At 65.7% G+C, this 18,321-nt stretch carries 21 protein-coding genes and 1 pseudogene; 18 read left to right on the top strand and 4 right to left on the bottom strand.

The features are described from left to right. Positions 1-4 precede the first annotated feature (4 nt). The 10 genes from BKG60_RS10170 to BKG60_RS10125 are packed head-to-tail and all read left to right on the top strand — an operon-like array spanning position 5 to position 7,829. Complete coding sequence (locus tag BKG60_RS10170) at positions 5-1,285, top strand: class-III pyridoxal-phosphate-dependent aminotransferase (protein WP_070945453.1); 1,281 nt, start codon at positions 5-7, stop codon at positions 1,283-1,285. Further along, positions 1,282-2,835: an aldehyde dehydrogenase family protein gene (locus BKG60_RS10165; protein ID WP_070945454.1), complete on the top strand. Its 1,554-nt coding sequence runs from the start codon at positions 1,282-1,284 to the stop codon at positions 2,833-2,835. The genes BKG60_RS10170 and BKG60_RS10165 overlap by 4 nt, the downstream gene beginning before the upstream one ends. A gap of 4 nt (positions 2,836-2,839) precedes the next feature. Then, entirely contained in the window at positions 2,840-3,445 is a 606-nt protein-coding gene (locus BKG60_RS10160) for a BMC domain-containing protein (RefSeq protein ID WP_070185783.1), read from the top strand. Further along, complete coding sequence (locus BKG60_RS10155; protein WP_070945455.1) at positions 3,442-3,951, top strand: hypothetical protein; 510 nt, start codon at positions 3,442-3,444, stop codon at positions 3,949-3,951. The genes BKG60_RS10160 and BKG60_RS10155 overlap by 4 nt, the downstream gene beginning before the upstream one ends. A gap of 25 nt (positions 3,952-3,976) precedes the next feature. After that, positions 3,977-4,240: a EutN/CcmL family microcompartment protein gene (locus BKG60_RS10150; RefSeq protein WP_070185781.1), complete on the top strand. Its 264-nt coding sequence runs from the start codon at positions 3,977-3,979 to the stop codon at positions 4,238-4,240. Positions 4,241-4,252: 12 nt separating this feature from the next. Further along, the gene (locus BKG60_RS10145) at positions 4,253-4,534 is read left to right on the top strand and encodes a BMC domain-containing protein (RefSeq protein ID WP_054600762.1); all 282 of its coding nucleotides are present in this window, start codon (positions 4,253-4,255) and stop codon (positions 4,532-4,534) included. 2 nt (positions 4,535-4,536) lie between these two features. Next, positions 4,537-5,199, top strand: coding sequence for a microcompartment protein (locus BKG60_RS10140; RefSeq protein ID WP_075909625.1), 663 nt, complete (start codon positions 4,537-4,539; stop codon positions 5,197-5,199). Further along, positions 5,200-6,213, top strand: coding sequence for a phosphotransferase enzyme family protein (locus tag BKG60_RS10135; RefSeq protein ID WP_070185779.1), 1,014 nt, complete (start codon positions 5,200-5,202; stop codon positions 6,211-6,213). A gap of 19 nt (positions 6,214-6,232) precedes the next feature. Next, on the top strand, positions 6,233-7,012 hold the full coding sequence (gene fabG / locus BKG60_RS10130; protein ID WP_070185778.1) for a 3-oxoacyl-ACP reductase FabG: 780 nt from the start codon (positions 6,233-6,235) through the stop codon (positions 7,010-7,012). Positions 7,013-7,061: 49 nt separating this feature from the next. After that, positions 7,062-7,829 carry a GntR family transcriptional regulator gene (locus BKG60_RS10125; protein ID WP_070945457.1) on the top strand — a complete coding sequence of 256 codons (768 nt, stop codon included), beginning with the start codon at positions 7,062-7,064 and terminating at the stop codon, positions 7,827-7,829. A gap of 2 nt (positions 7,830-7,831) precedes the next feature. Here the strand turns inward: BKG60_RS10125 and BKG60_RS10120 are convergent, their stop codons facing one another. Then, a complete protein-coding gene (locus BKG60_RS10120) occupies positions 7,832-8,140 on the bottom strand; it encodes a hypothetical protein (RefSeq protein WP_070185776.1) in 309 nt (102 codons plus the stop codon). Positions 8,141-8,191: 51 nt separating this feature from the next. Then, positions 8,192-9,184 (bottom strand): alpha/beta hydrolase, encoded by a 993-nt coding sequence (locus tag BKG60_RS10115; protein WP_075909624.1) that lies wholly within the window; start codon positions 9,182-9,184, stop codon positions 8,192-8,194. 70 nt (positions 9,185-9,254) lie between these two features. Here BKG60_RS10115 and BKG60_RS10110 point away from each other — a divergent pair, with 70 nt between their 5' ends. Next, positions 9,255-9,953: a UdgX family uracil-DNA binding protein gene (locus tag BKG60_RS10110; RefSeq protein ID WP_083284050.1), complete on the top strand. Its 699-nt coding sequence runs from the start codon at positions 9,255-9,257 to the stop codon at positions 9,951-9,953. On the opposite strand, the pseudogene BKG60_RS10105 reads toward BKG60_RS10110, so the two are convergent. Further along, positions 9,869-10,627: pseudogene (locus BKG60_RS10105) on the bottom strand (Orn/Lys/Arg family decarboxylase); the annotation flags it as partial. The gene BKG60_RS10110 and the pseudogene BKG60_RS10105 overlap by 85 nt on opposite strands. Positions 10,628-10,823: 196 nt before the next feature. Here BKG60_RS10105 and BKG60_RS10100 point away from each other — a divergent pair. The 5 genes from BKG60_RS10100 to BKG60_RS10080 all read left to right on the top strand — a co-directional run bounded on the left by BKG60_RS10100 (position 10,824) and on the right by BKG60_RS10080 (position 16,696). Beyond that, a complete protein-coding gene (locus BKG60_RS10100; protein WP_131827516.1) occupies positions 10,824-11,510 on the top strand; it encodes a hypothetical protein in 687 nt (228 codons plus the stop codon). A gap of 64 nt (positions 11,511-11,574) precedes the next feature. Further along, positions 11,575-12,831, top strand: coding sequence for a helix-turn-helix domain-containing protein (locus tag BKG60_RS10095; protein ID WP_074413505.1), 1,257 nt, complete (start codon positions 11,575-11,577; stop codon positions 12,829-12,831). A 22-nt stretch (positions 12,832-12,853) separates the two neighbouring features. Next, the gene (locus BKG60_RS10090; RefSeq protein ID WP_036435507.1) at positions 12,854-14,059 is read left to right on the top strand and encodes a tyrosine-type recombinase/integrase; all 1,206 of its coding nucleotides are present in this window, start codon (positions 12,854-12,856) and stop codon (positions 14,057-14,059) included. Next, entirely contained in the window at positions 14,046-16,286 is a 2,241-nt protein-coding gene (locus tag BKG60_RS10085) for a tyrosine-type recombinase/integrase (RefSeq protein WP_072279042.1), read from the top strand. Before BKG60_RS10090 ends, BKG60_RS10085 begins: the two co-directional genes overlap by 14 nt. Then, on the top strand, positions 16,283-16,696 hold the full coding sequence (locus tag BKG60_RS10080; protein WP_036432609.1) for a DUF6262 family protein: 414 nt from the start codon (positions 16,283-16,285) through the stop codon (positions 16,694-16,696). The genes BKG60_RS10085 and BKG60_RS10080 overlap by 4 nt, the downstream gene beginning before the upstream one ends. An 80-nt stretch (positions 16,697-16,776) precedes the next feature. Here BKG60_RS10080 and BKG60_RS10075 read toward each other — a convergent pair whose 3' ends face one another. Then, positions 16,777-17,136 carry an Rv2640c family ArsR-like transcriptional regulator gene (locus BKG60_RS10075; protein WP_036432606.1) on the bottom strand — a complete coding sequence of 120 codons (360 nt, stop codon included), beginning with the start codon at positions 17,134-17,136 and terminating at the stop codon, positions 16,777-16,779. 100 nt (positions 17,137-17,236) lie between these two features. Between BKG60_RS10075 and BKG60_RS10070 the strand changes: the two genes are divergently transcribed. Together BKG60_RS10070 and BKG60_RS10065 are read left to right on the top strand one after the other, a co-directional pair. Next, a complete protein-coding gene (locus BKG60_RS10070) occupies positions 17,237-17,713 on the top strand; it encodes an ArsI/CadI family heavy metal resistance metalloenzyme (protein WP_036432603.1) in 477 nt (158 codons plus the stop codon). Between the two features lie 63 nt (positions 17,714-17,776). Next, positions 17,777-18,289, top strand: a complete 513-nt coding sequence (locus BKG60_RS10065) for a DinB family protein (RefSeq protein WP_036432600.1) — start codon at positions 17,777-17,779, stop codon at positions 18,287-18,289. Positions 18,290-18,321 lie beyond the last annotated feature (32 nt).

Raw genomic sequence — 18,321 nt, 5'->3', positions numbered from 1 at the left:
CCGCATGTACGACTACGGCACGTTCACGTTCGAGTCCAAAGCCGAAGTGCTGGACAAGGCGAAGACGTTCTGGAATCCAGACAAGACACAGTTCTGGACTGATACCGGTGTCGATCTGGTGATCGACCGTCGCGAGGGATATTTCCTGTGGGACATGGGCGGCCGTCGCCTGATCGATCTGCATCTCAACGGCGGCACCTACAACCTCGGGCATCGCAACCCTGAAGTGATGCAGGCGATTACCGAGGGCATGGCGCACTTCGACGTCGGCAACCACCACTTCCCGTCGGTGGCCCGCACTGCCCTGGCACAGCGACTGGTCGAGACCGCACCGGCCTCGATCACGAAGGTGGCGTACGGGTCCGGGGGCGGTGAGGCGATCGACATCGCGCTCAAAAGCGCCCGTCACGCCACCAAGCGCCGCAAGATCGTCTCGATCGTCAAGGCCTACCACGGCCACACCGGACTGGCGGTGGCCACCGGCGACGACCGGTTCGCCAAGTTCTTCCTGGCCGACCAGCCCGACGAGTTCCTCCAGGTTCCGTTCAACGACATCGAGGCGATGGAGAAGGTCCTCGCCCCCGGTGACGTCGCCGCGGTCATCATGGAGACCATCCCGGCCACGTACGGATTCCCGCTGCCCGCACCGGGATACCTCGAGGCCGTCAAGGCCATCACCGAGAAGCACGGGACCCTCTACATCGCCGATGAGGTGCAGACCGGGCTGATGCGAACCGGTGAGCTGTGGTGCATCACCAAACACGGCATCGAGCCCGACATCCTGGTGACCGGAAAGGGCCTGTCCGGTGGCATGTACCCGATCACCGCGGCCCTGCTCAGTGATCGCGCCGCGAAGTGGCTCGACGAGGACGGCTTCGGCCACATCTCCACTTTCGGCGGCGCCGAGCTGGGCTGTGTCGCCGCGCTGAAGACGCTCGAAATCTCCACCCGCCCCGAGGTGCGATCGATGGTGCACTACATCGCCGACATCTTCGACCAAGGGCTGCAGCGCATCCAGGCCGACCATCCGGACTGGTTCGTCGGCATCCGGCAGAACGGTGTGGTGATCGGTCTGGAGTTCGACCACCCCGAGGGCGCCAAGTTCGTGATGCGCGAGCTCTACGAGAACGGCGTGTGGGCGATCTTCTCCACGCTGGATCCCCGTGTCCTGCAGTTCAAACCAGGTCTGCTGCTCTCGCGCGAGCTCTGCGAGGACGTCCTGGACCGCCTCGCCGTCGCCGTGGCCAGGGCCGAGACCGTCGTGAGAGGACGTAAAGCATCATGACCAGTACCGCACAAGCCGGCCACATGCTGGAGCGGGCCCGCTGGGCCGCGAGTGCGTACTCCGACTATGACGGAGCCGCGGTGTCGGCGATCGTCGACGCGGTGGCCGACGCCGCCTACGCCGCGTCCGAACGGTTCGCCGCAGAAGCCGTGGCCGAGACCGGAATGGGCGTGGTGGCCGACAAGGTCACCAAGAACCGGGCCTGCTCGCGTGGCATCGTCGACTACTACCGAGGTGACGACTATGTTTCGCCCCGCGTCGACGAAGCACGCAAGATCGTCGAGCTGCCGCGGCCCGCGGGCGTGGTGCTGGCACTGACGCCGACCACCAATCCCGTTGCCACGGTGTACTTCAAGGTGATCCTGGCGCTGATGACGAGAAACGCCGTCGTCGTCGCACCGCACCCGCGAGCCAAGCAGTGCTCGGCCGATGCGGCCCGGCTGCTGGCCGAGGCCGCGGTGGCGGCCGGGGCGCCGGACGGTGTCGTGCAGGTGATCGAGGAACCGTCGATCCCGCTGGTGCAGGCACTGATGGCTGACGAGCGCACCGACGTCATCGTCGCCACCGGCGGCACCGGCGTCGTGCGGGCCGCGTACTCATCCGGCAACCCGGCGCTGGGCGTGGGCCCGGGCAATGTGCCAGTGTTCGTCGACGCCAGCGCCGACATCAACGCCGCGGCCGAACGGATCGTGGACAGCAAGGCCTTCGACAACTCGGTGCTGTGCACCAACGAGTCTGTCCTGATCGCCGAGGACGCGATCGCGGGCAAGCTCAGCGGTGCGCTGACCCGCGCCGGCGCGCACATCCTCGACGAGGACGGCGCACGCCGCCTACGGGCCTACATGTTCGCCGACGGGCACCTCAACACCGATGTGGTGGGCCGCGACGCCGCCTGGATCGCCGGGCAGGCCGGACTGCGGGTCACCCCCAAGACCCGGGTGCTGATCGCGCCGTTCACCGACGTGATCGCCGAGGAGATGCTGGCTCACGAGAAGCTGTCCCCGGTGCTCGGCATGACCACCGCCGCCGACGCCGCGCGGGGTGTCCGTGCCGCACGCGCCGTGGTGCGGATCGGCGGTGCCGGTCACTCGGCGGCGATCCACAGCGAAAGCCCGGCCGTCATCACTGATTTCGCGGCTCAGGTGCCAGTTCTCCGAGTGTCGGTCAATGTCGGCAACTCGACCGGCAGCTCGGGGCTGGATACCAACCTGGCGCCGTCGATGACGATCGGTACCGGCTTCGTCGGACGCAGTTCGATCGGAGAGAACCTGCAACCGCAGAACCTGATCAACTGGGCGCGCATCGCCTACAACGGCGACGCCGCCGTGCCCATGGGCAACTTCGCCGGCATCAATCCGTGGCATTCACCGGCCGGACCGGTGCCGGAGTATCCGCGGGCCTCCAATGACCGTCACGGTGTGCCCTCGCAGATGAGAACGGCACCACGCCGGTCCACCCCCGCACACTCGACCGACCTGAGCCTGGACGCACTGCGTGCGGAGTTGCGCGCGCTGGTCGCCGAAGAACTCGCACAACTGATCAAGAGGTAGGGCTGTGGCTGAACTTCGTTCCTTCATCTTCATCGACCGGCTGCAACCGCAGACCATGTCGTATCTGGGCACCTGGATCAAGGGTGCGCTTCCCCGCGCCAACCAGGCTGCCCAGATCATCGAGGTGGCACCCGGTCTGGACATCGAGGGCGTCACCGACGTCGCCCTCAAACATGCCGAGGTCAAAGCCGGGATCCTGGTGGTGGAACGGCAATTCGGCTACCTGGAGTTTCATGGAGAGACCGGCGCCGTCAAAGCCGCTGCCGATGCCGCTCTGGACGAGCTCGGCGGCGACACCGGGGGCGCGGTCCAACCGAACGTGCTGGCCTCACGCATCATCTCCAGCGTCGACCATCAGCACGCGTTCCTGATCAACCGCAACAAGATCGGCTCGATGGTGCTACCCGGCGAATCGTTGTTCGTCCTCGAGGTGGCTCCCGCGTCCTACGCCATCCTGGCCACCAACGAAGCCGAGAAGGCCGCGGACATCAAGGTGGTCGACTTCCGGATGATCGGCGCCACCGGCCGGGTGTACCTGTCGGGCACCGAAGCCGATGTCCGCACCGCGGCCGAAGCTGCCCAGGATGCACTGGTGAGGGCCACCGCGTGAGCATCAACCGGGAAGAGTTGCGCGCCCTGGTGCGCGAGGTGGTGCGGGAGGCCGTCCGGGATGTCGGAGCGGCCGCCAAGACTCCGGGGCCGGTGGCCGTCCCCCCACCACCGGCCCCGGCTCCACCACCGCCGACGGTCGCCGACCAGTTCGGAGTGGAACCGACCGGCCCCCGAGCCGCCGACGCCAAGAACCGCACCGAGACCGTGCAACTGAACAACGACCGCGATCTCGACAACTTCGTCCGAAAGCTGTTGCGGCTCTTCGACAGTCCCAAGACCCGAGCAGATCTCAAGGCAGGCCGGCTCAGCTTCCGGCTGGCCGGGTCGACCCGATCGTCCGGTGGCGGTGCCAGTAGGCGCATCGAATCCGGTGCCGTGACCGAACGGCACATCGCCGACATGGCCGGCGGCACGCTCGTGCTGGGCCGCAAGGCGGTACTGACCCCACTGGCGCGCGAAAAGGCCCGCACTCTGGGCATCACGATTGAGAAGGAGCGCAAATGATCGCCCGAGCGACGAAGGAGCGCAAATGATCTCAGCGGTTGTCACCGGCAACGTGTGGTCGACCCGTCGGATCGACGGCATCCCGCCCGGGGCGTTCCTCGAAGTCGAGATCGACGGCACCGGCTCGAAGCTGATCGCGTTCGACGTCCTCGGCAGCGGAGTCGGCGAACGTGTCCTCATCGCCCAGGGATCGGTGGCCTCGGGATGGTTCACCGGCACCCCGCCCCCGGTCGACGCACTCATCATCGGATCCATCGACGACAAACCAGCTACCAACCCCAACAAATAAGGAGAAACACCTGTGTCCAGCAACGCAATCGGACTGATCGAGACCAAGGGCTACGTGGCTGCACTGGCCGCCGCCGACGCCATGGTCAAGGCCGCCAACGTCACCATCACCGATCGCCAGCAGGTCGGTGACGGCCTGGTCGCGGTGATCGTCACCGGTGAAGTGGGTGCGGTCAAGGCTGCCACCGAGGCCGGCGCCGAAACCGCCTCCCAGGTAGGCGAACTGGTCAGCGTGCACGTCATCCCGCGTCCGCACAACGAGCTCGGCGCGCACTTCTCGGTCGCCAGCAAGTAGCCATGCCGACCGAAGCGGAGGAGAGCACGCGGATTCGCACCCAGATCCGCGTCTACCTGTTGGTGGAGGATCTGCAGCGTCAGTTCGCCGCTTACCTCGGAACACCGACCCGGGCCCGGGGTTACCCACCGTACGAGGGTGAGCACGCGCTGATCGTCGAAGTGTCCCCCGCCTTGGCAATCGAGCGGGTGATCGACCTGGCCCTACGCGAAGTCCCTGGCATCCAGCCCGGAATCCTCTACGTGGAACGCCAGTTCGGAGTTCTCGAGATCCACTCGGCCAACTTGGAGGATGTGCAGCGGGCCGGCGAGGCGATCCTGGCCGGCACCGGCAACAAGGCCTCCGACCAGTTGCGGCCGCAGGTCCTGTACCACGACATCATCGAGAACATCACCGATCAGCACGCGGTGATCCTCAACCGCAACCGGCAGGCGTCGATGATCCTGCCCGGACAGTCCTTGCTGGTCTACGAGATGACTCCGGCGCTGTTCGCGGCGGTGGCGGCCAATGAGGCGGAACGGGCCGCGCCTGGACTTACTGTGGTCGACGTGCAGATGATCGGCGCCGCTGGGAGGCTCTACATCGGCGGCAGCACCGCTGAGGTCACCGTGGCCCGGGACCGGATCACGGCGGTGCTGGACGGTATCGAAGGCAGGGAGCACTAGATGGTTATCACCGACGAGATCGATGTCGCCCAACTGGCGCTACGCCAGTACGACATCGGGGCGGACGCGACGCTGCGGTTGCTGAACCTGTCCGAGAATGCCACCTATCTCGTCGACGACGCCGGCACCCAATCGATCCTGCGGGTGCACCGGCAGAACTACCACCGGCCCCACGAGATCGAATCGGAACTGGACTGGCTGGCAGCACTGCGCGCCGACAGCGACGTCACGGTTCCGACCGTGCTGCCGGCCCGTGACGGCCGTCGCCTGGTGACCGTCGACGCCGACGGGACGGACCGCCATGTCGTGCACTTCGGCATGGTCGCCGGGGCCGAACCTGACGAGGGTGCCTTGACCCTCGACGATTTCCACACGCTGGGCCGGATCACCGCTGCGCTGCACGACCATTCGCAGCGGTGGGAACGCCCCGCCGGGTTCGGCCGATTTTCCTGGGACTGGGAGCACAGCCTGGGAGCCGCACCACGCTGGGGCCGCTGGCACGACGCCGAAGGGGTCGGCGCCGCCGAGCAACAGGTGCTGGAACGCGCCCAGGCACTGTTGCACGACCGGCTCCACGCCTACGGCACCGGCCCCGATGTCTACGGTCTGATCCACGCTGATCTTCGGCTGGCCAACCTGCTGGTGGACCCCGACCCGGACGGCTCGGCAGGGTCCACAGGATCTTCCAAGATCACCGTCATCGACTTCGACGACTGCGGATTCGGCTGGTATTTCTACGATTTCGGCACCGCGGTGTCGTTCATCGAAGATGACCCGGCACTGCCGGAATGGCAGGATGCCTGGATGCGCGGCTACCGCACACGGCGCGACCTGCCGGCCTCCGACGAGGACATGCTGGCCTCGTTCGTGTTGCTGCGCCGGCTGTTGCTGCTGGCCTGGATGGGCAGCCACAGCCACTCCAAGGAATCGGCCACCAAGGCCGTCAGCTACGCCGCCGGCAGCTGTGAACTCGCCGAGCGCTACCTGCGCTCGGGCGGCCTCACCTTGACCTGACTCGCAAAGGATCCCAGATATGTTCGCATCACTTCAGGGCCGCTCGGCCATCGTCACCGGCGGCAGCAAGGGCATCGGCCGCGGCATCGCCCAGACGTTCGCCAACGCCGGGGTGCACGTCCTGATCACCGGGCGCAATCAGTCCGACCTCGATGAGGCGGTCGCGGCGCTCGCCGACACCCCGGGCCGGGTCAGTGCCCTGCGTGCGGACGTGACCAGCCCCGAGGATGCCCGCGGCGTGGTCGACACCGCCGTCGAGCGCCACGGTGGACTCGACATCGTCTGCGCCAATGCCGGCATCTTCCCGTCCGGTCGCCTCGAAGACCTCACCCCGGACGACATCGACCAGGTTCTCTCGGTCAACTTCAAAGGCACCGTCTACATCGTGCAGGCCGCTCTCGCGGCACTGACCGCCAGTGGCCACGGACGCGTCGTCATCACGTCCTCGATCACCGGTCCGATCACCGGTTACCCCGGCTGGTCGCACTACGGTGCGTCCAAGGCCGCGCAACTGGGCTTCCTGCGCACCGCCGCAATGGAACTGGCACCCAAGAAGATCACCGTCAACGCCGTGCTCCCCGGCAACATCATCACCGAGGGACTCATCGAAATGGGTGAGGACTACCAAAACCAAATGGCGTCGGCGGTGCCTGCGGGCCGGCTCGGATCGGTCGCCGACATCGGCAATGCTGCCCTGTTCTTCGCCACCGACGAGGCCGCCTACATCACCGGACAGTCGCTGGTCGTAGACGGCGGGCAGATTCTGCCCGAATCTCACATGGCGATCGCTGAACTCTAGTTCAACCCGGCTAGAATTGGCTGTACCAAAACATGGGCAGGGGGCCGGGGTGGCAGTTCACAGCGAGGAGTTACGCAGGCGCATCGTCGCCGAGATCAACGCGGGCACCCCTGGCGCCAAACTCGGCAGTGAACGCGAGCTGGCCGAACGGTACGGCACCAGCCGCTCCAGCCTGCGTCAAGTGCTGGCCGCGTTGGAGGAAGCCGGGCTGGTACACCGCGTGATCGGGCGGGCCGGCGGCATCTTCATCAGCCACGGTCAGGTCGAGCGCCATCTCTCCGACGTGGTCGGCGTCCCCGCCTTCCTGGCCAATCAGGGCTACGTCGCCGGGACGCGGGTGCTTTCCACCCGCATCACCACCCCCGACGACGCCACCCGAACCGCCCTGCGCCTGGGACCCGGCGACTACGTCACCGAGATCCAACGCCTCCGGCTCGCCGACGGCTCACCGATCTCGCTCGAACACGCGCAGTTTCCGGCCGATGCCTTTCCCGGCCTGCTCGATCAGCAGCTGGGCGGGTCGCTCTACGAACTCCTGGAATCCCAATACGGTTTGGTCACCGGCCGAGCCGATGAGCGCATCGAGGCGGTCAACGCCACCAGCAGCGAAGCCACCCTGCTGGGGATCAAGCCCAAGGCCGCGCTGCTGTTGATCACCCGCGTCACCTATGACCAGAACGGTTCTCCGTGCGAGTTCTCCCGCGACCTTTTCCGCGGAGACCGCACGGCCCTGGCGGTCACGGCCCAGGGAAGTGGCATCGCCACCCACGCCGACGCCAATACCGCCTCGGTCACGCTGCAACGTCAGGCCGGCTGAGGTTACTTCACCACCGGGTACAGGGAGTCGCCATCGTCCTCGGGATTGTCGTCGGGGTGCACGATCTCGACGTCCCGGGGTTCTGCGACGTTCTCGTCGACATCGCGGGGGCGCGGTTCTGCTGCCGTCACGTCCGGCTCTTCCTCGGCGAGCCTGTCGTCGAGTGATTCCGGACGCCCGGCGCGGTCCGCGCCGTGCCACTGCGCCGGCGGATCGACGACCTCGTCGCCGTCAGCGTTGGCGACCTCGTCGGAATCGGTCGACTCACTCGGCGACAGCGTGTCATCCGGTCCATTCTCGATATCGCTCATGGTCTTGGGATGCCCGCGTCGCCGCGGCGGGAAACTCTTCCCGGGGACCGATCAGGCTGCAGTCCGTACCGAAGCGGCGGTCACGCCCTTGACGAAGTCGCCGATGTAGCGGATGGCCTGTCTGCCCTCCGGAAGGATGTCGGCCGCCAGCGGGAAGTCATGCACCTGGCCGCTCCAGACATGCAGCTCGCAGGACGCGTGCGCGTCGGCCAGCCGTTCGGCCACCAGTTCCGAATCGGCGAACAACAGTTCGTCGGCACCCACATGGATCATCACCGGTGGCATGCCGGTGAGATCGGCGGTGGCCGGGTCGATCAGCGGCTCGGCGTCACACCGATTCGGCCGGCCTTGGCTGCGACGCACGGACCGGGCGAATGCCGAAAGGGCCGTTCCGGTGAACATCGAGCAACGGGAGATGTTGCGGTGAGCTAGTTTTCGGGCCGGGTCCAAGTCGATCAGCGGCGAGATCGCAGCCAGACCGGCGGCGGGAACGATACCGCGGGCCAGCGACCTGAGTGCCGTCCCGAAGGCCAGGTATCCACCGGCCGAGTCGCCGGCGATCACCGTGCGTTCCGCGCCGTAGCCACGTCGGCGCAGCCAGGACAATCCGGCCAGGGCATCCTCGACAGCTTCTGCCAGCCCGCATGCAGGCAGCATCCGGTAACCGACGTTGAGCACCAGCGCATCTGCCGCAGCCGACAAGCGTGTAGCCAGAGCACGGTGGGTGTTGAGCCCACAGGTGAGAAACGCCCCACCGTGCAAGTAGAGGACCGCGTTGTGCCCGGACGTTCCCGGTGCTCGCACCAGTTCTGCTGGGCAATTGGGCAACGCCACCGGCCGCACCGACGCGGCCGGCCGGCCAGGGATCAGACCCACCAGACGGTCGATCGAGCCCAACGGCCAAGCCAGATCCGGCTGCCATGCCCACGCGCGGATCGCATTTTTCACGGCTACCCGACAGCCGATTCCCAGGGCCGCCGCCTCAAGACTGCTTGTGCGATGCAATACCCGTTTAGCGGCATACGCCCCGGTCATGGCGATCATCTCCTGTTGTCATGACAACGAATACCCCAACTGCGCATGACAAAACGGTCGATGCGGGTATCCACCGGTCATGAACAGCGCGGCGTCATACGTCCCCGAAACACATAAGCTGAGCGAGCTGGCCAAGGCGGCGCGACAGTGCAAGGGATGCCCGCTGTACGCAGATGCCACCCAAACCGTGTTCGGATCCGGACGGTCTTCGGCCCGAATGATGTTGATCGGTGAGCAACCCGGCGACCGGGAGGACCTGGCCGGAGCCCCCTTCGTCGGTCCGGCCGGCCGGGTGTTGGACAAAGCCTTGGCGGCAGCCGAGATTGACCGTGCCGAGCTCTATCTGACCAATGCGGTAAAGCATTTCAAGTTCACCACCAACGAGCGTGGCAAGCGCCGTATCCACAAGACCCCCAGCCGCACCGAGGTCGAAGCCTGTCGCCCCTGGGTACTCGCCGAGCTGGATACCGTCGCTCCCGAAGTTGTCGTGCTACTCGGGGCGACCGCGGCCAAATGTCTGCTCGGCAACGACTTTCGGCTGACACGCCACCGCGGCGAGATCCTGCACGCCACCGGTCTACTCGACGAGGAACCCGCGCTGGTCGCGACGATTCACCCGTCGGCGGTGTTGCGGGGACCGTCGGAGTCCCGCCAGGAGGCCTTCGACGGGCTTGTTGCCGACCTTCGCACCGCCTATGCGACGACGCGAACGGTGTCCAGCGCGGGATCGGCGGGATCCGGAAGGTTCATGCCCGCCTCAAGGCCGGTACGGAGGTAATCCAGCACGGCTTCGTTGAGGCGTTCTCCGGGAACCACGGCGGGAATCCCCGGCGGGTAGGGGGTGATCTGCTCGGCGGAGATCCGTCCGGCGGCGTGTTCCACCGGAACATCCTCTACCGTCCCGAAGAACGCGTCCCGCGGCGCCATCACGGTCTCCAGTTCCAACTCTTCAGGCGTGGGCAGATCGACCCGTGGCGGCGCGGCGAAATCGTGCGCGGCCTTACGCCACAGCTTCAGCGCCTCGATCAACCGGCCGGCGGTGTCCGGTCCGTCGGCCAGCGACATGGTCGCCAATACCCGGCGATGGTCGGTCATCCCCAGGTCGAGCTGGCAGTACTCACGCAACCAGTCGGCGGCCTGATATCCCGAAGTGCCTGTCGCAGAGACATCGATCAGCACCTGAAGCCGGTCCAGATCGTGCGAGGCCTGCTTGCCCAGCAGTTCCTCGTCAAGCACTTCGATGTCGTCGATCTCCTCGATCTCGCGTCGCGTTTCGTTCGCCAAATCCAGGGCAGCGCCCATCAACTCGTGGCCGTGTTCGACCATCTGACGCCGCCAGCCATCAATCGCGCTGTACACCAGCACATTCGGGCTGGTCGTCATCAACAGGTCAGCACATGCCGACAGCCGGTTCTCGTCGACGAGATCGCCCTGTAGGTGGAACACCGAGCCCAGGGTTTATCAGGCGTTAAATTCTCAAAACACGCCTTAAAGGTGTGTTGAAGTGCAGTTTTATCCACGCATACATGTAACCTATTAGGTATGAGCAGCCAAAATTTTGCCGACCGGCAGCGGCGTGGCGCGAGGTTGAGTGTGGGATACCGGGGTAAATGTTTACCCCATGGAACTACACGACGATCCTCAGCAGTTGGTGGAGGAACTCGTCCGGCAGCATGCTCAGGTTTTGGGCGAGGCGCATGGGGATCTGGCTGCGCGGCATCCGGAAGCCCCAGATCGTTTTGTCGATCAGGGCAGCAATGTGCGACCGATCACGGTGTCGTGCTCGGTGTTGGAAACGTTTCTGCTATCGCGGTTACGGCGGGAGACTCCCGATTCGACTCTAAAAGTCAAGGCGGGCAACGGGATGGGAGTTCTTCTGCTCGACGGGAAGGGCTCGCGGATTTATGTGCGCAAGCATCCGCGCAATCGGCGGACTGGTCAGCTGATCGAGACTGTGCCGTTTGTGCCGGGTGGGGAGCAGTACAGCATCGAGGAGGTGCTGGGTCACCCGATCGGTGGCGAAGAGGGTATTCCCGAGCCGCAGAAGTATCGGGAATACCTGTTGTGGTGGCCGGACGGTCGCGGGTTTTTCGGCGGCGCGGTCCTCGCGGCGGGACTACTCCTCGACAATGTGGAGGTTCTTTACGGTCGGACACCGTTGCCGCCGCCGATCATGGAGGACCGCTCATTCAATGTTGGTCTCGGCGGGAGCCGTCGGGAGGGCGCGGGACCGGGGACTTTCGGGACACGGCGCCGCGACGACGACTTCGCCGAGGTCGACGAGGACGCTGCGAGCGATCAGGACGAGGAGGACGGTCCGCCGAAATCGTCGTAGCCATCGTGCACAGTGTTGGGTGCATGTGGGTTTCCCAACCCGGTGACGTTGAATTGAGCGCACGATGATTGAGGTTTTTGGTGCACGGGTCCGGCAGGCCCGGTTGTTGAGGCGGATGACGGCACGGTCGGTGGTGGAAGCCACAGGCTGGAGTACGTCACGGCAGTCCCAGATTGAGAAGTCGCTGACGGTGCGGCTCGACGACGGCGATGTTGCGTTGCTGGCGGGGTTGTTCCGGTTTCCTGCAGCGTTTTTCAGCTCGGAGCCGCGGACACGGATCACCGCGAACGAGTTGCTGTTTCGGGCGCCGAAGTCAATGACGTTGGGTGAGCAGGAGTTTCTGGCGACGTTCGCGTCGTTGGCAGGCGATTTTCTCGGTGAGCTCGATGGCCGGTCGAAGCTGCCTCCGGTGAAGGTTCCGACGGTCAGTCCCGATGAGCTGGCACACAGTTCGATCACGGTGGCCGCAGCACGTCTGCGTGAGGCGATGGGACTGGAACCCGATGAGCCGCTTGACGATTTGATGTATGAGGCCGAGCGGCTGGGTGCTCCGGTGATTGTCCGGCGCCGGGTCGCCGGTGAATGGGAAAGCGAATTCGCCGCTACCGGTGGGCGTTCTCGTGATGAGCGGCATTTGGGGTATTCGAGTTGGGTGGGCCGGTTACGGGACCGGCCGCTGCTGGTGTTGAGGGATAGCGACTCGTGGGAGCGGACCCGGTTCACGGTCGCCCATGAGCTCGGTCATTTGGTGTTGCACAGTCACGACTATTGCTCGGTCAGTGCCGCCGACGAGTTGGAGGCAAACCGGTTCGCGACCGAGTTGTTGGCCCCGGCAGGGGTCATCGCCGGTGAGTTGCCGCGGGTGATGTCGCTGTTGAATCTGCGTCCGCTCAAAGCCAAGTGGGGTCTGTCGTTGGGGTCGTTGATCATGCATCTGCGGGATTCGGGGCTGATCGCGCCGGATCGGGCGAAAATGTTGACCACCCAGCTGCATTCACGGATCAACCCGGATACCGGGCACACGTGGGGTATGACGGAACCGGGGTGGGCTGACCGCGTCCCGGAGCGGCCCCGGCTGCTGCGTAAGTGGGTGGAGCGCTGCTACGGCGGCGCGTCGGTGCGGATGCTGAGCGCCCGGGATTCGATGATCTATCCCGCTGATGTGCTGGATTGGTTTTTGGCCACGCAGCGGCCGGCGCCGGCGGCCGAGCATAATCCGGTCGCGGCCAGTGTCGGCCATGGCCGCACCGCGGCCCCACCGGCCGATGGCGGCTCCCAGGTGATCCGGTTGGACGATTTCCGTAAGGGCAGGCCATCGTGAATGTGGTGGGGTGCGGCTGACGGTGGCACAGGTGCAGCGGGTGCGCTTTGAGGACCGGCCACCCACCTACACGGTGGTCGGCGTCGACAAGCTGCCCGTGGCCCCGGCGCGCGAGTACCTGACGTTTCTGCGCAACCAAGGGGGCTCACCGAACACGCTGCGCGCCTATGCCTATGGGCTGGCGGCGTGGTGGACGGTGCTGGAGGGTACCGGTACCGCGTGGGATGACTTCCCCACCAGTCTGTTTGGCCAGTTCCTGGCTTATCTGCGCACCGGGGATCTGCCTGGGGTGGCCCGTATCGGTGAACCGGAGCAGAGATTGGCCGAATCCTCGCTGCTGCCGCGCAGTGCGGCGGTGTTGTCGATGTACCGGTATTTCGCCAATGCCCATGACCTGGTGCGCCCCTACCGGCGGTTGTACGCCAGTCATGCTCGTACGTCCCGGCGGGGCCGCTATGCACCGTTTCTGGCCGGGGTCGGCCCGAAACGCGAGCAGGACGGGCCGATTCACCGGCTCCGCGGCCTGCAGCGCGCCGAAACACCGGTGCTGCTGCCGGTGCAGGTCAACGCCATCTTGGATGCGTGCAGTGTCCAGACGGTCTCGGGTGAATGGTCGGGCGGCGGGGCGGGGCTGCGTGACCGGTTGTTCTTCGCGGTGTTGGCCGAAACCGGGATGCGGCTCGGTGAGGCGTTGTCGTTGCGCCACAGTGATTTTGATATTGCCGGTGGCGGTACCCCATCGGTGATGGTGGCGGGCCGTGATGATCATCCGCACGGGGTGCGCGCGAAATCGGGCCCGCGCCGGATTTACATCGGCGACGATCTGGTCGCCCTCTACACCGAGTACGTGTGGCAGTTGGTGGCCGCCGGCGCGGATGTCACGGTCGGCGATCTGGCGTCGTGTTTCGTGTTTGTCAACCTGGTGCGAGGCGTGCGCTATGCCCCGCTGCGACCGGAAACCATCTACGACAAGGTGGATCTGATCACCGCGCGCCGAACCGGCGTGCTGCCTGAGCAGTGGACGCCGCACTGGCTGCGCCACACCCACGCCACCGCGTTGTTGCTGGCTGGGGTGGATGTGCATGTGGTGATGCGTCGTCTCGGTCACGCCGACGTGCAGACCACGTTGTCGACCTACGGGTGGGTGACCGCCGACGCCGAGATGCGCACGCTGGCCGAATGGAAGAACTATGTCGCTGGGTGGAAGGTGAACCGTGACGGGCAATGACAGTCCTGCACCAGCGCATACCCCACCGACGCGCGGTGCCGCCGGGGATCGGTGGACACAGCAGTGGCAACAAGTGCCGCCGCAGTGGCGCAGGCTGGTCTATCACCTGGATACCGGCCCGGCCAACACGGTCTTTCAGCGCAACCCGCGCTACCGGCCCACCCCGGACGGCCACGACTTCACCCCGCAGGGTGTGCCGCAACGGTTGTGCGAGGAGCTCGCGTGGTGGGTGTGGCTGTGTGGACACGAAGAACGTCGCAAGATCGAACCGTCGCTGCTGAAATGGACCAGCGGTGCACTGAGCATCGCCGCCGCCGACTACCACCAACGGCACCGGCGTTACCCGGTCAGTGTCGCTGATCTGAGCGCCGAGGCCATCGTGCGTCACGGGGTACGCGAGTTCGAGCGCCGCACCGGTCGGCTGCCCTCGGCCGGGTTTCGGCGCAACGTGGCCAGTTTCATCGAGCACCTGCACCTGTACGTGTCGGTCCGCTGCACCGACCGGCCATGGTGGGCTCATGACATCTGGGATCTGGACGCTGATCCCCGCATCCCGCAGCGTGAGCACGAACCCTGCCATGACCAGGTTGCCCGCCTCGGAGGGATCGAACCGGTCTGGCTGCGTGAAGGGGTGCGGTTCTGGCTGCGCACCTGTTTGACGGCTGAACTGCTGCGCTGGTCGTCGGTGATCGGCCGCACCCGCGGCATCACCCGCCATCTGGGTCCATTCTTGGTCGAACGCGGGATCGATGATCCGGTGATCAGCACCGACCGGGCGGCGCTGCGGCTGGTGTTCACCGAGTTCACCGAATACCTCAAATCACCTGCCGCGCGGGCCAAACCGGAGCGTCCGCTGTCGGCGGCGACGATCGCGGTCGTCCAGTCCAAGATTCAGATGTTCTACACGTTCATGGTGGACCATGCCGAGGAAGCCGCGGCAGCGACCGGAGATCCTCGCTGGAGCCGGTTGACCGACACCCATACCCGGTTGTGGGGTGCGGCGTTTCGCAGCCGACGCCCTACCGGCGGCCGGGAGCTGACCTGGTTTTCGACCGCCGAGCTGCAGCGGATGCTGTGCTATCTCGACGTGCTGGCCGCCGATGCGGGCAAACCGGTGGTCATCACCCATCCCGATTCCACCATCTCGGTCGTGGCTGGTCTCGGCGATCCGCAAGCGGCCCGGATCTGGCTGCTGCAAGCGTTGACCGGGCGCCGGGCCTCGGAGATTCTGATGCTCGATTTCGACCCGCTGCAGCCGATCCCGGGGCATGACCGCCCCGCGGGAGCCACCGACGTTCCCGATGGGTTCGTGGCCAAACTGCGTTACCAGCAGACCAAAGTCGACGGGGTGGTGCCCACCATTCTGGTCGAGCAGGCCGTGGTCAACGTGATCAGCGAACAGCAAGACTGGATCCGGCGGCGTTACCCGGATTTGGAGACGAAGTACCTGTTCCTCGGGGTGCGCTACCAGCACCAGGGCCAACGACCACGCAGCTATGACTCCTACAGCCGGATCCTCAATCGGCTCGACAACATCCACGGTCTCACCGACACCGCCGGCCACCCGCTGCGGTTCTCCCAGACCCACCGGCTGCGCCACACCCGGGCCACCGAGCTGCTCAACGACGGCGTCCCGATCCATGTGGTGCAGCGCTATCTCGGACACGCCTCCCCGGCGATGACCCTGCGCTATGCCGCCACCCTGCAAGCGACCGCCGAAGCGGAGTTCCTGCGGCACAAAAAGATCGGCGCCCATGGCACCGATATCACCATCAGCCCGTCCGACATCTACGACATGACCCAGCTCTCGGCCCGCACCGACCGGGTGCTGCCCAACGGGGTATGCCTGCTGCCACCGGTAGCCACCTGCGACAAAGGCAACGCCTGCTTGTCATGCGGGCATTTCGCCACCGACGCCACCCACCTCGACGAACTGGTCGACCAACGCGCCAGGACCCTGAAACTGATCGACGTCCGCCGCGAACAGTACCGTGCCCGCACCGGGCGCGAGCTCACCGACGACAACGTGTGGATCCATGAGCGTCGACGCGAAATCGCCTCCCTGGACGCCATCCTCGACCGGCTCCACCGCGACGACGTGACCGATGACGGCGCAAACAGCGTCGCCGGTGCGGGTACCGCCAACCGGGCACCCACGATGCAGACTGCTGCCCGCGGAAGCCACGAATCAGTGTTGCGCAAGGCTGACCCGGACACGCCGCGATGAGTCGCCCCAAGCCGCCGCCACCCACCCAGAAAGCACTGAATGCGCTGGCCGAATACCGCGACGGCCGCAGCGATGAGAAGCGGCGTGCCGTCGAAAAAGCGATCGCCTACCTGCGCAAGACCAACGCCGACATCAACTTCTCCACCGTGTCCCGCCGCGCCAAGGTGTCCCGCAAGACCATCTACAAACACGACGACCTGGTGGCCCTCATCAAGCAGTACCGCGACCGCCCCGCCGCCCGCCAGCCAGCACCGGCCGGCCGCGAAACCAGCATCGACGCTGCGCTGCGCCACCGGCTCGCCGCCAAAGACAAAGAGATCGCCGCACTCAAAGCCACCGTGGCAGAACAACAATCAACGATCGAGCTGCTCTACGGCCAACTCGACACCCTTCACGAACAGATCACCTGATCATCTCACCGTGGGGCGGTCATTCCGGAGCATCCCAGCTGACCCGCGCGCGCGGCGACGGTGTCCAGCTCACCTGTCGGCTAAGTGCAGCAGTCGGGGTCGAGCACCACGCAGAGTGCTTGGAGCGCTTCGGGTTTGACGCGGTGAAAGACGTTCATGCCGCGACGGTCGGAGATCACCAGCCCGGCTTTGCGGAGTTGGCCCAGGTGGTGGCTGACGGTGGATTCGCTCAAGTCGAGCGCCCCGGCCAGTTCCCCGCTGGTCTCCTCGCCGGGGCGCGAACTGAACAGTAGAGACATGATTTTGACCCGCATCGGGTCGGCGAGCGCCTTCAGGCGCATCGCCACCGCCAGGGCGTCGTCGTCGCTGATCGGGCCCGCGGCTACCGGGGCGCAGCATACCGGCGCGGACATGTCGATCACGGGCAGCGCTTTGGGCATGACCCCATCCTGCCACCAATCTTGACATATATCAAAAAGGTGGCATCCTGAGGTCGACGCGTCAATTCGATATATGTCTCAGCCCTAGAGGAGGCGGATTATGTCCCGTGTTCAACTCGCCCTCAATGTTGATGATCTCGATGAGGCGATCACGTTCTACTCCAAGCTGTTCAACACCACTCCGGCGAAGGTGAAGCCGGGCTATGCCAACTTCGCCGTCACCGAGCCGCCGCTGAAGCTGGTGCTGCTGGAAAACCCCGGTAAGGGCGGCACCATCAACCACCTCGGCGTCGAGGTGGAGTCCAGGGAAGCCGTCCATGCCGAGATCGCCCGGCTGACCGGCGAGGGGCTGTTCACCGACGAGGAGATCGGCACCACCTGTTGCTTCGCCACCCAGGACAAGGTCTGGGTGACCGGCCCGGCCGGGGAGAAATGGGAGGTCTACACCGTGCTGGCCGACTCCGACACATTCGGCGCCAGCCCACAGCACCTCGACGAATCCAGTGAGGGTGACGGTGATGTGTGCTGCGGCGGCGCATCCAAGGAGTCAGATCAAGCCGCAGCATCCTGCTGCTAGCCGACCGTTCGCGACCTGCCGCGGCCGTGGCCACACGGGCCGCGGTAGGCGCATGATCGGGGCATGGACCGCGACGCCATCGCTGCCGATCTGGAGCGCGCGCGTGTCACGTTTCACCAGCTACTGGCGGCCGCCGGTCCCGACGACTGGGGCGCCCCGACGCGCGGAACCCGTTGGACCAACGAGCAATTGCTGTTCCACATGGTGTTCGGCTACATGGTCGTGCAGCGACTGCTGCCCCTGGTGCGGGTGATGGGCCGACTGCCTGACCGCGTCAGCGTCACCTACGCCCGGGTGCTCAACGCCGCGACCACGCCGTTTCATCACGTCAACTACTACGGATCGTGTGCCGCCGCCCTGGTTTACAACCGGGTCAGGATGGGCGCCAAACTCGACCGGGTCATCGCCGCGCTGCAACAACGACTCGCCCGAGAAACCGACGACTCCCTGCGCCGCGGCATGCACTTCCCGCCGGGATGGGATCCGTTCTTCTCCGATTACATGACGCTCGAAGACGTCTACCGCTACCCAGGGCGCCATTTCGACTTCCACGCGGCCCAGCTCATCTTCACCTGACGTTCATTTGCCATCTGATTCGATAGCTGTCA

Origin of the sequence: Mycobacterium syngnathidarum (assembly GCF_001942625.1) — a bacterium.
In the GTDB taxonomy this organism is placed as follows: domain Bacteria; phylum Actinomycetota; class Actinomycetes; order Mycobacteriales; family Mycobacteriaceae; genus Mycobacterium; species Mycobacterium syngnathidarum.
The sequence above is the reverse complement of the archived record's forward strand: the minus strand, read 5'-3'. Positions and strand labels throughout refer to the sequence as shown.

Bases quoted from the DNA above. Each gene is read 5' to 3' on its own strand.
- BKG60_RS10135 (WP_070185779.1), top strand. From the start codon at position 5,200: ATGGTTATCACCGACGAGATCGATGTCGCCCAACTGGCGCTACGCCAG.
- BKG60_RS10080 (WP_036432609.1), top strand. From the start codon at position 16,283: ATGAGTCGCCCCAAGCCGCCGCCACCCACCCAGAAAGCACTGAATGCG.
- BKG60_RS10075 (WP_036432606.1), bottom strand. From the start codon at position 17,136: ATGCCCAAAGCGCTGCCCGTGATCGACATGTCCGCGCCGGTATGCTGC.
- BKG60_RS10165 (WP_070945454.1), top strand. From the start codon at position 1,282: ATGACCAGTACCGCACAAGCCGGCCACATGCTGGAGCGGGCCCGCTGG.
- fabG (WP_070185778.1), top strand. From the start codon at position 6,233: ATGTTCGCATCACTTCAGGGCCGCTCGGCCATCGTCACCGGCGGCAGC.
- BKG60_RS10120 (WP_070185776.1), bottom strand. From the start codon at position 8,140: ATGAGCGATATCGAGAATGGACCGGATGACACGCTGTCGCCGAGTGAG.
- BKG60_RS10115 (WP_075909624.1), bottom strand. From the start codon at position 9,184: ATGATCGCCATGACCGGGGCGTATGCCGCTAAACGGGTATTGCATCGC.
- BKG60_RS10110 (WP_083284050.1), top strand. From the start codon at position 9,255: ATGAACAGCGCGGCGTCATACGTCCCCGAAACACATAAGCTGAGCGAG.
- BKG60_RS10070 (WP_036432603.1), top strand. From the start codon at position 17,237: ATGTCCCGTGTTCAACTCGCCCTCAATGTTGATGATCTCGATGAGGCG.
- BKG60_RS10095 (WP_074413505.1), top strand. From the start codon at position 11,575: ATGATTGAGGTTTTTGGTGCACGGGTCCGGCAGGCCCGGTTGTTGAGG.
- BKG60_RS10065 (WP_036432600.1), top strand. From the start codon at position 17,777: ATGGACCGCGACGCCATCGCTGCCGATCTGGAGCGCGCGCGTGTCACG.
- BKG60_RS10140 (WP_075909625.1), top strand. From the start codon at position 4,537: ATGCCGACCGAAGCGGAGGAGAGCACGCGGATTCGCACCCAGATCCGC.
- BKG60_RS10150 (WP_070185781.1), top strand. From the start codon at position 3,977: ATGATCTCAGCGGTTGTCACCGGCAACGTGTGGTCGACCCGTCGGATC.
- BKG60_RS10170 (WP_070945453.1), top strand. From the start codon at position 5: ATGTACGACTACGGCACGTTCACGTTCGAGTCCAAAGCCGAAGTGCTG.